The 15,924-nt window shown below is 49.6% G+C and carries 12 protein-coding genes and 1 other annotated feature; of the genes, 1 reads left to right on the plus strand and 11 read right to left on the minus strand.

What is annotated here, in order from left to right; genetic code table 11:
* Positions 1 to 13: 13 nt before the first annotated feature.
* The 7 genes from carB to lspA all read right to left on the minus strand — a co-directional run bounded on the left by carB (position 14) and on the right by lspA (position 9,304).
* Positions 14 to 3,232 (minus strand): carbamoyl-phosphate synthase large subunit, encoded by a 3,219-nt coding sequence (gene carB / locus NST83_RS15800; RefSeq protein WP_137063754.1) that lies wholly within the window; start codon positions 3,230 to 3,232, stop codon positions 14 to 16.
* Between the two features lies 1 nt (position 3,233).
* Positions 3,234 to 4,370, minus strand: coding sequence for a carbamoyl phosphate synthase small subunit (locus NST83_RS15805; protein WP_342414869.1), 1,137 nt, complete (start codon positions 4,368 to 4,370; stop codon positions 3,234 to 3,236).
* A gap of 63 nt (positions 4,371 to 4,433) precedes the next feature.
* Entirely contained in the window at positions 4,434 to 5,756 is a 1,323-nt protein-coding gene (locus NST83_RS15810; protein ID WP_342414870.1) for a dihydroorotase, read from the minus strand.
* A gap of 103 nt (positions 5,757 to 5,859) precedes the next feature.
* The gene (locus tag NST83_RS15815; RefSeq protein ID WP_025684627.1) at positions 5,860 to 6,774 is read right to left on the minus strand and encodes an aspartate carbamoyltransferase catalytic subunit; all 915 of its coding nucleotides are present in this window, start codon (positions 6,772 to 6,774) and stop codon (positions 5,860 to 5,862) included.
* Positions 6,771 to 7,337 (minus strand): bifunctional pyr operon transcriptional regulator/uracil phosphoribosyltransferase PyrR, encoded by a 567-nt coding sequence (pyrR, locus tag NST83_RS15820; protein WP_137063758.1) that lies wholly within the window; start codon positions 7,335 to 7,337, stop codon positions 6,771 to 6,773. Before pyrR ends, NST83_RS15815 begins: the two co-directional genes overlap by 4 nt.
* 502 nt (positions 7,338 to 7,839) lie before the next feature.
* Entirely contained in the window at positions 7,840 to 8,811 is a 972-nt protein-coding gene (locus NST83_RS15825) for an RluA family pseudouridine synthase (RefSeq protein ID WP_342414871.1), read from the minus strand.
* A 1-nt stretch (position 8,812) separates the two neighbouring features.
* Entirely contained in the window at positions 8,813 to 9,304 is a 492-nt protein-coding gene (gene lspA / locus NST83_RS15830; protein WP_342414872.1) for a signal peptidase II, read from the minus strand.
* Between the two features lie 237 nt (positions 9,305 to 9,541).
* On the opposite strand from lspA, the gene NST83_RS15835 reads away from it, so the two are divergent.
* Positions 9,542 to 10,273, plus strand: a complete 732-nt coding sequence (locus tag NST83_RS15835; protein ID WP_137063760.1) for a TraR/DksA C4-type zinc finger protein — start codon at positions 9,542 to 9,544, stop codon at positions 10,271 to 10,273.
* Between the two features lie 30 nt (positions 10,274 to 10,303).
* Here NST83_RS15835 and NST83_RS15840 read toward each other — a convergent pair whose 3' ends face one another.
* The 4 genes from NST83_RS15840 to NST83_RS15855 all read right to left on the minus strand — a co-directional run bounded on the left by NST83_RS15840 (position 10,304) and on the right by NST83_RS15855 (position 15,921).
* A complete protein-coding gene (locus tag NST83_RS15840; protein ID WP_342417970.1) occupies positions 10,304 to 10,654 on the minus strand; it encodes a DUF5665 domain-containing protein in 351 nt (116 codons plus the stop codon).
* Positions 10,655 to 10,840: 186 nt separating this feature from the next.
* The gene (gene ileS / locus NST83_RS15845; protein WP_342414873.1) at positions 10,841 to 13,927 is read right to left on the minus strand and encodes an isoleucine--tRNA ligase; all 3,087 of its coding nucleotides are present in this window, start codon (positions 13,925 to 13,927) and stop codon (positions 10,841 to 10,843) included.
* 76 nt (positions 13,928 to 14,003) lie between these two features.
* Positions 14,004 to 14,290: a binding site (T-box leader), on the minus strand.
* 167 nt (positions 14,291 to 14,457) lie between these two features.
* Positions 14,458 to 14,967, minus strand: a complete 510-nt coding sequence (locus NST83_RS15850; protein ID WP_014282424.1) for a DivIVA domain-containing protein — start codon at positions 14,965 to 14,967, stop codon at positions 14,458 to 14,460.
* Positions 14,968 to 15,138: 171 nt separating this feature from the next.
* Positions 15,139 to 15,921 carry a YlmH/Sll1252 family protein gene (locus tag NST83_RS15855; protein WP_342414874.1) on the minus strand — a complete coding sequence of 261 codons (783 nt, stop codon included), beginning with the start codon at positions 15,919 to 15,921 and terminating at the stop codon, positions 15,139 to 15,141.
* Positions 15,922 to 15,924 lie beyond the last annotated feature (3 nt).

Consider the following 15,924-nt stretch of genomic DNA (forward strand, 5'->3'; position numbering starts at 1 on the left):
TATTCGTATCGCGTTAGTGGCTCAGAACCGGCATGGATTCGGATGTAAAGTTAATCGTCTCCAGCATTCTCAGCAAAGCGCGTACAGTATCCAGCGAGGTCATGCAGACGATGCCGTTCTCAACCGCTTCACGGCGGATACGGAATCCATCACGCTCTGGCGTTTTCCCCTTGGTCAGCGTATTGAAGACAAAGTTGGCTTCACCCGTACGGATCATATCCAGAATGTTCGGGGTACCCTCGCTCAGCTTGTTGATCGTCTTCACTGGAATGTTAGCCTGCTCCAGCGCAGCCGCCGTTCCACCTGTTGCAATAATTTTGTAGCCCAGTCTGTAAAAGCCCTGCATCAGTTCCACTGCTTCTTCTTTGTCCTTATCCGCCACCGTGATGATGATCGCTCCGGTAGATGGGATTTTCATACCAGCACCCACGAGTCCTTTGTACAGCGCTTTGGCGTACTGAATGTCGCGTCCCATCACTTCACCCGTCGATTTCATTTCCGGCCCCAGGGTCGGCTCTACACGGCGCAGCTTGGCAAAAGAGAATACCGGAACCTTGACCGAGACATAATTACTTTCAGGCCATAGCCCTTCTGTATAGCCCGCATCCTTGAGTTTGCCGCCCAAAATGGCCTGTGTCGCCAGATTCGCCATCGGAATATTCGTGACTTTGCTCAGGAAAGGAACCGTCCGCGAAGAACGCGGGTTGACCTCGATCACATACACCTCATCTTGATGAATGACGAACTGGATGTTTACCAGACCAATCGTTTTCAATTCCTTAGCGATGCTGATCGTGATTTCCACAATTTTTTGCTTCAACTCGTCGGACAAGTGCTGCGGCGGATACACCGCGATAGAGTCACCTGAGTGAACCCCTGCCCGTTCCACATGCTCCATAATGCCCGGCACCAATACCGTTTCGCCATCACAGATGGCGTCAACCTCAACTTCTTTGCCCAGCATATAACGGTCGATCAGTACGGGATGCTCAGGGTTGATTTTAACAGCTTCTTCCATGTAGCGCAGCAATTCCGCATCGGAGTAAACAATCTCCATAGCACGTCCGCCGAGGACGTAGGATGGACGCACCAGCACCGGATAGCCCAGCGCTTGAGCAGTTCCTACCGCTTCATCAACCGAGATGACCGTGTTGCCCTTAGGCTGTGCAATAGCGAGACGTGACAGCAGCCGCTCGAACTTTTTCCGATCTTCCGCTTCGTCGATACTTTCCAGACTCGTACCCAAAATGTTCACGCCTGCCGCACTAAGCGGAGCTGCGAGATTAATGGCTGTTTGACCGCCGAACTGGACGATAACGCCAATCGGTTTTTCCTGCTCGATGACGTTCATGACATCCTCGAAGAAGAGCGGCTCAAAGTAGAGACGGTCAGATGTGTTAAAGTCCGTAGATACCGTTTCAGGATTGTTATTGATGATCACTGCTTCGTAGCCCGCTTTTTGAATGGCCCATACCGCATGTACGGTGGAGTAATCAAATTCAATCCCTTGCCCGATCCGAATCGGCCCGGAGCCAAGTACGATGACTTTCTCTTTATTGGATGGAATCACTTCGTTTTCCACCTCATAAGAGGAATAGTAGTACGGCGTTGTAGCTTCAAACTCGGCTGCGCATGTATCTACCATTTTATAGACAGGACGCAGGTTGTGACTCAGGCGGAACTCACGTACCTCGCGCTCGGTTGTCATGCTGCCACCCAGTTGGCCCAGACTGCGAACCTCGGCGATGGAGCGGTCCGTAAAGCCATTACGTTTGGCCTGATAGAGTGTTTCGTAGGTCAGTTCGGATTCTTCAGCCATTTTGGCTTCGAACTTGACAATGCCCTCTACCTTGTCGAGGAACCACCAGTCAATTTTCGTTAAATCCTGAATTTCCTGCTGCTCCCAGCCGCGACGGAATGCTTCAGCTACCAGGAACAAGCGCTCATCATCCGCTTTAATCAGGCGCTCCGTGAGCACCTCATCCGACAGTTGATCGGCTCCCTTAAGATGCAGACGGTGTACACCGATTTCCAGCGACCGTACCGCTTTATGGATGGACTCTTCGAACGTGCGACCGATAGCCATCACTTCGCCAGTTGCTTTCATTTGCGTGCCTAGCTTGCGGTTGGCAGAAATGAATTTGTCGAACGGCCAGCGCGGTATTTTGCTCACAATATAATCCAGTGTCGGCTCAAAGCAAGCATATGTTTGCCCCGTTACCGGGTTCACGATTTCATCCAGCGTGTAGCCCAGCGCGATTTTGGCAGCCATTTTGGCGATTGGATATCCAGTCGCCTTGGAAGCCAGCGCCGAGGAACGACTCACCCGCGGATTTACTTCAATGACATAGTATTGATAGCTGTGTGGATCAAGCGCAAACTGCACATTACACCCGCCTTCAATGTTGAGGGCGCGGATAATTTTCAGGGAAGCAGAGCGCAGCATCTGGTACTCTCGATCTGACAGCGTCTGACTCGGCGCTACAACGATACTGTCGCCAGTATGTACGCCGACTGGATCAAAGTTTTCCATGTTGCAGACAACGATACAGTTATCATTGCCGTCACGCATGACCTCATACTCGACTTCCTTCATGCCTGCGATGCTTTTTTCCACCAGACATTGTCCAATTGGACTGTAACGCAAACCAGAGCTTACCGTCTCACGCAGTTCTTCTTCGTTCGCACAGATCCCGCCGCCTGTTCCACCCAGCGTATAAGCCGGGCGAACGATGATCGGATAACCGATTTCGTTAGCAAAATCCAGCGATTCCTCTAGCGTTGTAACAATAACGCTCTCAGGTACAGGCTGTTCCAGCTCACGCATCAAATCGCGGAACAAGTCACGGTCTTCGGCTTTTTCAATCGAAGTCAGCTGTGTTCCCAGCAGCTTGACGTTTTCACGCTCCAGCACTCCGGCACGAGCCAGCTCCACCGCCATATTCAATCCTGTCTGTCCTCCCAGTGTAGGAAGCAGGCCATCCGGACGCTCTTGACGGATAATTTGTGTTACAAAATCAAGTGTAATCGGCTCGATGTATACTTTGTCCGCCATGTTCGTGTCTGTCATGATGGTTGCCGGATTACTGTTGATCAGCACTACCTCGACGCCTTCTTCTTTGAGCGCTTGACAAGCTTGTGTACCAGCGTAGTCGAATTCCGCAGCCTGGCCAATCACGATAGGGCCGGAACCAATTACGAGTATTTTTTTAAGTTCTGTATTTTTCGGCATATTAGCGCTCTCCTCTCACTGCGGCGGCGATAGCAGCCTGACGCGGTTGCTTTGGATGATTTCTTTTGTGCTCACGGATCATGTCCAGAAAGCGGTCAAACAAGTAGCCGTTATCGTAAGGTCCAGGCGCAGCCTCCGGATGATATTGCACCGAAAACGCGGGATACTTGGTATGCTTAAGACCTTCAATCGTTTTATCGTTGTTATTAATATGCGTCACTTCAAGCTCGGTTCCTTCGATCGAACCCTCATTCACGGTGTAGCCGTGATTTTGTGAAGTGATGAAGCAGCGTCCGCTCTCCAGTTCCTTCACAGGATGGTTACCGCCACGATGACCGAATTTCAGTTTCTCCGTATCCGCTCCCGAAGCTAAGGCAAACAACTGGTGTCCCAAGCAAATTCCGAAGATCGGATATTCCCCTAGCAGCTCAGCCACCGTGCTTACGGCATGCGGTACGTCTTTGGGATCTCCAGGGCCGTTGGACAACTGAATTCCGTCCGGGTCCAAGCGACGAATTTCCTCTGCCGTTGTATCATGCGGAACCACTACTACGTCGCAATCCCTTTTATTCAGTTCACGCAAGATACCGCTCTTAGCGCCGTAGTCAATCAGTACGATCCGCTCCCCGTTGCCAGGGCTGCTATACGGATGAGGCGTGGAGGTCAATGGAACCTGATTACGCAGTTCTTCAATCGTCAGGTCAGCCATCATTTCTTTCAGTTCTTCCACAGGCTGAGTGCCCGTCGTCAAAATGCCCTTCATCGTGCCGTGATGGCGAATAATCCGGGTAAGCATGCGGGTGTCGATGTCGCTAATGCCAATGATGCCATATTCCTTCAGCAAATCGTCCACGCTGTATTGGGCACGCCAGTTGCTTGGCACCGGCTCGTAACGTCGAACGGCAAAGCCATGCACATAAGGCCGCACCGACTCGAAGTCATCCCGAGTAATTCCGTAATTGCCAATCAGCGGGTAAGTCATTGTTACGATTTGTCCGCAATAAGAGGGATCGGTCAGTACCTCCTGGTAGCCTGTAATCCCTGTGTTGAAAACGACCTCGCCTGTTTTTTCACCGTCCGCACCAAATGCTGTGCCTGTAAACAGCGTGCCGTCCTGAAGCAACAATCTTGCCTGCATCCCGTCTCACTCCTCTGTATGTTTTCCTGCTATAAGGTTCTATTTTTAAAATGATTTGTATGTTTAGTTTGCTTGGTCAGCCGACCAAACCAGTTTGCCGTCTACCCAGGTTTTTACGGGCCAGCCTTTGAGCTTCCAGCCTGTAAAAGGGGTGTTGCGTCCTTTGCTGGCAAATGCTTGCGGGTCAACTGCCTGCTCCTGCTCCAAATCAATCATGGTCAGGTCCGCAGGTGCTCCTTCTTCTAGACGCCCTGTGTCGAGGCGGAAGACACGTGCCGGGTCAGCCGTCATGCGCCGCACCAGAAAGTCGAGCGTCCACTGTCCGGTAGCTACAAATTTCGTGTATAGCAGCGGGAAAGCTGTTTCAAAGCCAACGATACCGAAAGGTGCCAGTTCCAAGCCTTTTGCCTTCTCTTCTTCGCTGTGTGCCGCATGGTCGGTTACGATGATGTCGATCGTACCGTCCTCCAGTCCCTCGATGCAGGCCTGCACATCACGCGGGGAGCGCAGCGGAGGATTCATTTTCCAATTCGCATCCAGCCCCGGAATGTCTTCATCCGACAATACCAGATGGTGTGGACATACCTCAGCCGTTACCTTGATGCCAAAAGATTTTGCGTGGCGAATCAACCGCACTGACTGCTCTGTGCTAACATGGCATACATGATAGTGTGCCCCGGTTGCCTCAGATAGTAAAATGTCCCGTCCGACGTGAATCGCTTCGGATTCGTTCGGAATGCCTTTAAGTCCGTGACGCTTGGCAAATTCGCCTTCTGTCACCGCCGCTCCTTCAACAAGCGTGTTATCTTCGCAGTGAGCAATAACCGGCATATCCAGTGCTTTGGCCCGCGCCATGGCGTCCTTCATCATTTGCGCGCTTTGCACTCCGACACCGTCGTCAGTAAAGCCGATTGCGCCTGCTGCTTTGAGCGCTTCAAAGTCCGTCAGTTCCCGTCCCAGCTCGTTTTTCGTAATGGCTGCGTAAGGAAGTACCTTGGCAAGCCCGGCGTCCTGCCCCTTTTTCAGTACCAGTTGAACCGTATCCGCATTGTCTGTCACCGGGCGTGTGTTCGGCATGCAGGCAATCGTCGTAAATCCACCTTTCACCGCCGCACGGCTGCCCGTTTCAATCGTTTCTTTATATTCAAAGCCAGGTTCTCTCAGATGCACATGCATGTCGATCAAACCGGGAATCACCAGCTTGCCTTGGGCATCGATTTTTTCGACTTGGCTCTCCTGCTCGGATGTCCCTTCGTCCACGAGGAGACTAACTCCAGCGTCCGCATTTACGATTGCTAGGATTTTTCCGTCCGCGATCAGAATAGATTTCAGTTCAGCTTCGCCCTGTTCGTTCAATACGCTTGCGTTCATAATTAATTGGTTCATGTAAAAAGTTCCTCCGCTCAGGTTTTCTGCAACTTTAGCCGCTGCTTGTTATGCTTTGCTTTAACCGTTACCCACGCTAATTCCGTGATCCTGCTGACAGCTTCTACAGCTTCATTGCCCGTTCCATAACCGCCATGCGGATTGGAACCCCGTTTGCCATCTGCGGGAAAATCCGTGATTGCTCGCTTTCCACGACTGCACTGTCGATTTCCACATTCCGGTTCACTGGAGCCGGATGCATAATGATCGTTCCGGGTTTAAGGTTGGCTGCTCTTTGCTCTGTCAAGCCGTACTGCTCGCGATACTCATCTGCTGAGCGCAGCATCCCTTCGGCGTGCCGTTCCAGCTGTACCCGAAGCATCATAACTACGTCTGCCTGCAATGCCTCTTGCATCGGTACATAAGGCGCGTGCGCCGCAAGATCAGATGCCTGCATATTGTCCGGCGCGCAGAAGCTAACCTGGGCTCCAAATTTTTGCAAGGCCCACAGATTCGATCGAGCCACACGGCTGTGCAGAATGTCTCCAATGATGGATACTCGCAAGCCTTTTAGCTCGCCGAAAGTCTTGCGCATCGTGTACAGATCCAGCAACGCCTGCGTTGGATGCTCGTTGTTGCCATCGCCGGCGTTCACCAGTGGAACACTGACCTTTTCAGCAAGCTCTTGCAGCACTCCGGCTGGCTTCAGCCGAATGACTCCTGCGTCGATACCCATGGATTCAAGCGTGCGCACCGTGTCGTATATGGATTCCCCTTTTTCCACACTGGAGGCCGCAGCGGAAAAGTTCAAAACCTGAGCGCCTAAGCGTTTTTCCGCCATTTCAAAAGAAAAGCGGGTGCGGGTGCTGTTTTCAAAAAACATGTTAGCCGCAAAGCGTGATTGTAGCACTGGAACCAGCTTTTCCGGCTGTGATTCCCAATAATGAGCGCGATCCAGAATGGACTCGATTTCATTTCGGCTAAGTTCTTTTAATCCGAGCAGGCTACGTTCTCTAAGTTGACTGGTTGTTGTAATCATGCCTGTTCCCCCCGGTTCTGATTGATCGTCACTTCGTCCTTACCGTCCGTCTCCTGAAGCGCAACTACGATTTCCTCGGATTTGGAGGTCGGGATGTTTTTGCCGATGTAATCTGGACGAATCGGAAGCTCACGGTGTCCGCGATCTGCCAGCACCGCCAACTGGATCATTTGCGGTCTTCCGCAGTGCATCAATGCGTCCATCGCCGCGCGAATGGTACGGCCTGTGTACAGCACATCGTCGAAGAGAATGACTTTCTTATCATGAACCGATACGTCAGCGGGATTCATCAAAAGCTCTTTTCCATTTCCCTTGGCTTCGGCATTGTTCCCCCGGTCATCACGGTAAGCTGTGACATCAAGCTCCCCCCATGGAATCGGAGCGCCCTCAATTTCAGCGATTTTTGCAGCGAGACGCTGCGCCAGATGAACCCCTCGCGTTCGAATGCCTACCAGCACACAATTGTCAATGCCTTTGTTTTTTTCCAAAATTTCATGTGCAATCCGTGTCAAAGCCCGGCGAATCGCAATTTCATCCATCAGTACATGTGTTTCATTACTCATGCTTCCAGCCTCCTCAGGTTATGTTCCCTTCAGACCTGGTCCCGTGTTCGGATACAAAAAAGACTCCTTGCCCAAGTTTGGCAAGGAGTCTCGTATGAACAGTCTTCCACCGTTCTCCGATCTCTCGGATACACTGAAGACATGCCGCCGCAGCGGATGCACTGATCAGTGATCCATTCACGTTACCTTGCCAGCCTCACGGGACTGATTTAAAGGTGCTATTCAGGATTTCCTTTATCCAGCTTCTCATAGTACAAGATGGCAAGCCATCTTTTGGACAAAGTTCATCGCAACTACAAGAAGTATGACAGATTGAAAACCACGTGTCAACACCTGTTCAACCGGAGCCACCGGAAGCACTTAAATAATTATACAACTTTGCTGTATAATTATCCATAGTTGTTTTTACATATCCCAGCCTAATAACAAAAATAACCGCCAATCAGGCGGTTATGCTTAATCATTATTCAGGTTTGTGAATACGAATGCAATTCGTCATGGATTACCGACTGCGTAAGGATGCCAGTACATCTTCCATATCGGGAGGAATCGGTTTGCTGAACTCCATATACTCTCCAGTGGTGGGATGCTTAAAGCCCAATACTGCAGCATGCAGTGCCTGACCGTCCATACGGACCCCTTTGCTACGTCCATACATCGGATCACCGACCAACGGGTGCCCAATAAATTTCATATGCACACGGATTTGATGCGTGCGCCCTGTTTCCAATTGAAGTTCCAGCAAGGTATAATCCCCCAAACGCTCAATCACGAGAAAATGGGTAACTGCATGCTTGCTGTTACGCTCTGTCACGGTGAACAATTTGCGATCCCCCGAATCACGCCCGATGGGAGCATCTACCGTCCCCTGATCATGACTTAGATGGCCGTGAACCAGCGCTATATATTTGCGAGTGACGCTGTGGTCCTTGAGCTGCGCTGCGAGCGAGGCGTGAGCCTGATCATTTTTGGCCGCCATCAGCAGTCCTGATGTATCCTTATCAATACGATGGACGATACCTGGACGCAATTCTCCGTTAATTCCGGAAAGATCATGACAGTGGTACATGAGCGCGTTGACCAGTGTTCCCGAAGAGTGTCCCGGCGCAGGATGTACAACCAGACCACGTTGCTTGTTAATGACAATGACGTCCGAATCCTCATAAACAACATCCAGCGGAATATTTTCCGGTACAATATCTACACTCTCCGGCTCAGGTACGGATAATGAAATTCGATCACCTTCAGCCAGCTTGTAATTCGCTTTGATCGCTGTCCCATTCACCAGCACTCGACTGTTCCCGATCCACAATTGAATCTGGGAACGGGACACATCCTTCATTTGTTCGGCGATATATTTGTCTATACGTGTTTTGGCATCCCCGGATTCCGCTGTCCATTCCAGAGATTCACCCTCCAGTTCGTCCTCATAAGACAAACCTGTGGCTTCGCCGTTTTCGTTTACTTCTTTCATGCTATGACTTCCCTTCAATGCTATCACTGCCATTACCTTTGTTCCGACGCGATTCCAATAATGTATCCAAAATAATCAGTGCTACACCAATGACAATCGCCGAATCTGCCACATTAAAAATCGGAAACGTATAGTTTCCAAAATTGAATTGAGCAAAATCAACCACTTCCCCTGAAATAGCCCGATCCAGGAAGTTACCAACCGCGCCTCCAAGCACCAAACTTAATGCAACTGGAAGCAATTTCTGCCCGGCCTTTACCGTTTTCCGCATGTACCATATGATACCGGTCACCACCACAATCGTAATCACGATAAACAGCCAACGCTGGCCTTCCAAAATCCCAAAAGCGGCTCCCCGGTTACGATGGGACGTGATTAGAAAGAAATTGCCGATGACGGGTATTTGCTCGTACAATTCCATGCGCGTAGCCACCAAATATTTGACTCCCTGATCAATCAAAAAAATAATTAGCGCAATACCAAAATAAATCACAGTCCTTCGTCACTCCGATCTGCTTATATCCGTTGTCGAACCCATTTATTGTAGCATAAGCCTTCTCAGATCGTCCACGAATCCCCCAAGCTATTGGGCCTAGATTACGAATGAAATCAACTCCAGCGAATTTGATCAGAATTTCCTATGTAAAAGAGGTCTTCCCGGTGCAAACTACAAGGAGCATAACCGACACAGCACACGCGCAGGTTAAACCTAGAATAAGGAGAGGATTCCATGTCCCCATTGACGGAGCAACAATTGCAGGGATTGCGTAACGAACTGCTGGAACGTAAAAAAGAAATTGAGCATCGTTTGCAGGACAACGATCATTATGGACTCGGCGATTCCCAACGCGATCAGACCGGCGAGCTTTCCCCTATTGATAATCATCCGGGTGATTTGGCTACCGAAACGTATGAGCGAGCCAAGGACATTTCCCTATTGGAGCACGACGAATTTCAATTAGAACGCATCGAATCAGCCTTAATGGCAATGGATAAGGGAACCTATGGCATTTGTGCAGCCAGCGGCAAACCAATTCCTTATGAGCGTCTGTTAGCTGTTCCCTATACCATTTACTGCAAAGAATACAGCCCTGAAACTGAAGTTTCCAACCGACGCCCGGTGGAAGAGGAATTCCTGGCTCCCGCATTCGGCAGAACAAGTCTGGATGAGCGTGAAGATCAAAACGGCTTTGACGGCGAGGACGCCTGGCAAATCGTTGAAAGCTGGGGTACATCGAATACACCAGCCATGGCTGAAAGTGGAGAAATTCATAGCTACGACGATATGGAAATTGAGGCCAACGATGATAATATGGGCTTTGTAGAGCCTTACGAAAGCTTTGTAGCCACAGACATATATGGAAAAAATGTATCGGTTGTCCGCAGCTCCATTTATCAGCGTTATCTGGATGATGGTGAGGGCGAAGGTCTGCTAGAGCCGGATACGCACGAAGACGAATAGTTAACCAAATCCTAATAGGTAAACAAGTAACTAGTAGGTGTTTAGCTGCAGTTGTCGTTGCACAATCCGTACAATATCAGCAATATAATCACCGATGATCGGCAAATTCAGCGCTCCCAACACTTGCAACACATAGATAATGGTCGCCGCGAAAAAAGTAAATCCAAGCGCGATCCCGAGCCCCCGGGACAGACCTGATATTAAGTTTAGCCATAGTAATCGCCAAGGCTTGTTGAGCAACAGGGCATAATCAGCAATGCGGCTGCGCTCCAACTGCTGCGACACGGAACGCACCAGCTTTTCTACACGGTTTAGCTGGTCAGCCTGATCACCTGCTGTACCTTGGTCTGTGGCTACGCTCCCCCTACTTCCTCCGTTCATGCCTTGGCGGCTTCTGCCCTGTCTGCGCCTTGATCGTGCGGTCATGCACAATCCCCCTTTTCCCCATGCTGCCCTGAACGCAGCAAACGAGCCGAAGCATGTAACGGAGATCATCCATCCGTTCCAATGCTTAGGCTCGTTTTTATATGCTGCCTGTTATTGTATTATGGGACAAGGGTCTTGTAATTATTCCCCAATATGCACACCGATAGTTTTACCGTTCACTTCTACGCGTTCCACAGGCTCGGCTTGACCAAATGTCACTGTCGTTACCAATACGTTCTCACGCAACACCGAATCGAAGTTTTCGATCGCCTGACGCAGCTCACTATCAACATCCAGCGTAAGTGCCACATACTTTTCAATCGGCAGATCCAGCTTCTTACGGTAATCCTGCACCGCACGAACTACCTCACGTACCCAACCCTCTTGCTCCAGCTCAGGCGTAATGTCCGTGTTCAATGCTACGGTTAAACCATAGCCGGAAGCGGAAGCAAAGCCTTCCTTCGCTTTTTTCTCCACCAGCAATTCCTCTGCTGTAAGCTGCAACTCTTCCCCTTCTGGAGAAACCACGTTCAGCACTCCTTTTTCCACAATCGAACGGGTGTCTTCAGCAGACATTCCTTTAAAAAAGTTTTGCAGAAAGCCGACATTTTTGCCGTATTTCTTGCCCGCTACCTTCAAATTGAGCTTCAGCGTGAAGTCTACAAAGCCGCTATCGTCCGTTTCAACATGAATATGTTTCACATTGATCTCATCCTTGATGATTTCCACATAACCACTCAGATTAAATTCCTGATCCATGGACAAAATCAATTCGGACAATGGCTGACGCGTTTTCAGCCCCGTTTCGTTGCGGACATTGCGCGCCAGTTCTACTACGCGGCGAGCCGTCTCCATGTCACGTTCCAACTCCAGATCAATCAGGTCTTCATTGGCAGTTGGATAATCATCCAGATGAACGCTTTCCCCGTTGCTCAGGTTCAGGTAAATATCCTCAGCCAGCATCGGTGTGAACGGCGCAAGCAGCTTCGCTGTCGTCAATAACACCTCAGTCAGTGTGCGGTACGCATCCAATTTATCTTCTGTAAGGCCATTGCCCCAGAACCGATCACGCGAACGGCGGATATACCAATTGCTCAGTTCATCCACGAACGACTCAATCGCTTTGGACGAGTTCAGGAAATCGTTCACAGCCAGTGCTTTGTCCACCACCAGAATCAAGCTGTTGAGACGGGACAAAATCCAGCGATCCAGCTTGTGTGCCGATGGCTTGAACGGATGCTGCGCCGGATCAAAACCATCGATATCCGCATACAAGGTCAGGAAAGCGTGTGTATTTACGAGCGTATCTACCAGCTTCGATTTGGCTTCGCCAACAATGCCTTTGGAAAAACGTTTGCTATTCCACGGTGCACTATCGGACAACAAAGCCCAACGAAAAGCATCTGTACCGTACTCGTCAATCACTTCCCACGGATCAATCACATTCCCCTTGGATTTGGACATTTTCTGTCCCTGCTCATCCAGTACGTGGCCTGTCGCCATAACTGCTTTATAAGGGGCTTTGCCTGTCAGCATGGTAGAAACAGCAAACAAGCTGTAGAACCAGCCACGAGTCTGGTCAATACCTTCACAGATCATGTCTGCCGGGAATTGCTGCTCGAATGTTTCATTATTTTCAAACGGATAATGATGTTGGGCAAACGGCATGGAGCCGCTGTCGAACCATACGTCGATCACTTCCGGTGTACGGGTCATTTCGTATTTGCCGCATGTACTGCGAACCTTAATTTCATCCACATATGGCTTGTGCAGCTCAATGTCGGCTGGTACACCAATCGCACGTTCCCGTAGTTCAGCAATACTATGCGGAGCGAACTGCTCTCCGGTTTCCTCACAAACCCAGATATTCAGCGGTGTGCCCCAATAGCGATCACGGCTGATGTTCCAGTCCACCAATTCCTCCAAAAACTTGCCGAAGCGTCCTTCGCGTATATGACCCGGATACCATTCAACTTCGTTATTGTTGGCAATCAGTTGATCCTTGATGGCGGTTGTTTTGATAAACCAGCTGTCCATGGCGTAGTACAATAGCGGAGTATCACAGCGCCAGCAGAACGGATAACTATGCTCGTATTTTTCTTTGCTGTACAACAAACCTTTTTCCGACAGCATTTTAACAATATCCACATCACAGTCCTTCACAAAACGGCCTGCAAAATCAGTGATTTCGTCTACATAGTTACCTTGGAGATCCACCACATTGATGAATCCAACGCCATTTTCACGGCATACCCGGTAATCATCCTCGCCATGCGCCGGAGCCATATGAACGATACCTGTACCGCTGGAGTCCGTTACGAACTTCGCACCCAGAATCTGATTGCCCTTCTCGACTTGGAAATACGTAAATGGCGGAGTATACGTTTGACCTACCAGTTCCGAACCCGGCAGCGTGCCAATCACTTCATGATCGCCTTTAATCACATCTTCGACGAGATTTTTGGCAACGATGTATACACCGTCTTCCTGTTTCACACGAGCGTACTCCAGGTCAGGATTGACAGCCAGTGCCACGTGACTCGGCAAGGTCCAAGGTGTTGTCGTCCAGGCCAGTACATATTCACCACTGCTATGCAGCTTAAATTTGGCCGTGGCACTCAGGTCTTTCACGTCTTTGTAGCCCTGTGCCACTTCATGGGAACTCAGCGTTGTCTGACAATCCGGACAATACGGACTTACGCGATGACCGCGATACAGCAGATCCTTTTCGTGAATCGTCGCCAGAATGTTCCACACACTCTCGATATAATTATTATCCAGCGTGATGTATGGATGATCGAGGTCTGTCCAGTAGCCGATCGCTTCGGTCAGATCACGCCATTGCTGCTCATACTCAAACACGCTGGCTTTACATTTTTTGATAAACTTTTCAACGCCGTATTCCTCAATTTCAGGCTTATGGGAAATGCCCAGTTGCTTCTGTACACCTAATTCTACCGGCAGGCCATGGGTATCCCAACCCGCCTTACGTACGACACGATACCCCTTCATCGTCTGGTAACGGCCGACAAAATCCTTAATTACACGGCCCAGCATGTGACCGATATGCGGTTTACCATTAGCTGTTGGCGGGCCTTCATAAAATACAAAGTTTGGCTTACCCTCACGATGCGTGATCGTTTTGCGGAACGTGTCCTCCTGCTTCCATTTGCTCAGGATGCGCAGGTCGCGGGACCGTGCCTTTTCTTTGACATCTACTCTGTTCATAATGTCACTCTTCCTCTCTGTTCATCAGTTTCTGTAGCATTCTCTGAAAAAAAGCAACAAAAAAGCCCCGTCCCTGTAAAGGGACGAGACTGTGCTCGCGTTACCACCCTGATTTCGTAAACAGACCATTCTAAAAAGACTGATCCCTTCACGACTCTCCGAGCCCTACTCAACTACAGCAGGGCGCCATTGTAACGTATGGCACACGGTGATAGCTTACACACGCCGGATAAAACTCAAGCGCTTCAGCTCACTTCTCAGGGATGATCTTCGGTCATGTTCTGAACGTTGGCTTGCACCGGAAAAAGGCCAACTCTCTGAGGGACAAAATCATGACGTACTCGTTCCCATCAACGAATTACAAATGTTAAATTCATCGGGATATTAAATCAGCAGCTTCGCTGCCCTGAATAACAACCCATTATCTATAACGGATAACGTGATATTCAGTATAGTATTTACAGTTATAGCCTCTTTGAAGATAAAAGTCAACCCTGACGGGACCAGATCATCGCTGTCAGAAATGACGATTAATAAATTTCTTTCATTTCACGCTCGCGCTCCAGCACTTCGCGTTCACGATTTTCAAGCGCTTCCCATCCGTCCTGACTTAACAAGTCAAGCTGCGCCTCCACCAGTGTACGAAAACGTGCCCGGTAAATCGAAGCCTGCTTCTTTAGTTCCTCGACCTCCAACGCAATTTTGCGGGATTTAGATAACGCTTCATTCACAATGCGGTCCGCATTCTTTTCCGCTTCCTTCACGATGAGCTGCGATTCTTTCTTGGCGTTGTTACGGACTTCATCAGCCGCTTCTTGCGCCACAATAATCGTCTTGCTCAGCGTATCCTCAATGGTCGAAAAATGATCAAGCTTCTCCTGAACATTCAACAGCTGTGTACTCAGTTCTTTATTTTCACGGATAACGCCCTCGTAATCCTTGATCACCTGATCCAAAAATTCATTGACCTGATCTTCGTCATAACCGCGAAGCCGGCGGGCAAATTCCTTGTTATGTATATCCAATGGCGTTAATGGCATGCCGTCCACCTCCTATAAGATTGACAAAAAAACATTTTCCGCGTCACGACGCTCACTATCATCTATCGGTCATCATACCCCGTTTTGTGAATGCTGTACAGAGAAAAATCGTTCCAGTTCTCCACTATAGCTTAATTCTTTCGACAGAAAGCTCGTGAATCCTGCCACCAGCTATATAAACTTACCAATTTTGACACGGAATCGTCCTTTTTTTGTCATTCCATCTGTTTCCAGCACTTTGAAACGCCCAAATCCCTGCATGGAAATAACATCGCCCGCTTTAAGTGAAGTGGATGGATTCTCCTCCACCTTCCAATTCACCCGGCACCGTCCGGCCCGGATCGGAGCTAAAATCTTGCTGCGGCTCAGCTTGTACACATCACTGGCAATGCCATCCAGACGCAAAGAAGCCACCGACAAGTCCAGCGGCTCCAATGCAACATCCTTCGTCCGCAGATTTTCTGGAGACAACAGTTCTGTCCACACATGAACACGGTGAACCTGCTGTAAATGCATCGTAATAAAATCGCTGATCTCAGAAGCCACCAATACATGGCACCCATCGTCCAGCACATGAATATCCCCTATTTTTCCACGCTTGATTCCAAGTCCTAATATTGCACCCAGATAATCCCCGTGCTCCAGCGTGCTAATTTTATGATCATCGGACGTGACGGAAAGAACCTGAATACCCATATTCTCTCCGTCCACATACGAATAATCGGGCGCTATTAGCGCCCGCTTTCGTTCCGATGCCTCATAACCGCCATCTACCCTAATCGTGACCTTGTCTTCCTTCGAGGCAAGCGTCTCCAATATGTACAGTTGACGCGGGTCCAAAAAATCAGTCAGCTTCTGCTCATGATAAGCCCCCGCATGACTGATCCATTCGGAAGCGCGATCTACATAATCCCGTTCATCCGGGTGAAAATGCTCATAAATCTCGGTTCGCATAAG

The organism is Paenibacillus sp. FSL R10-2782, from assembly GCF_038592985.1.
Lineage (GTDB): Bacteria > Bacillota > Bacilli > Paenibacillales > Paenibacillaceae > Paenibacillus > Paenibacillus terrae_C.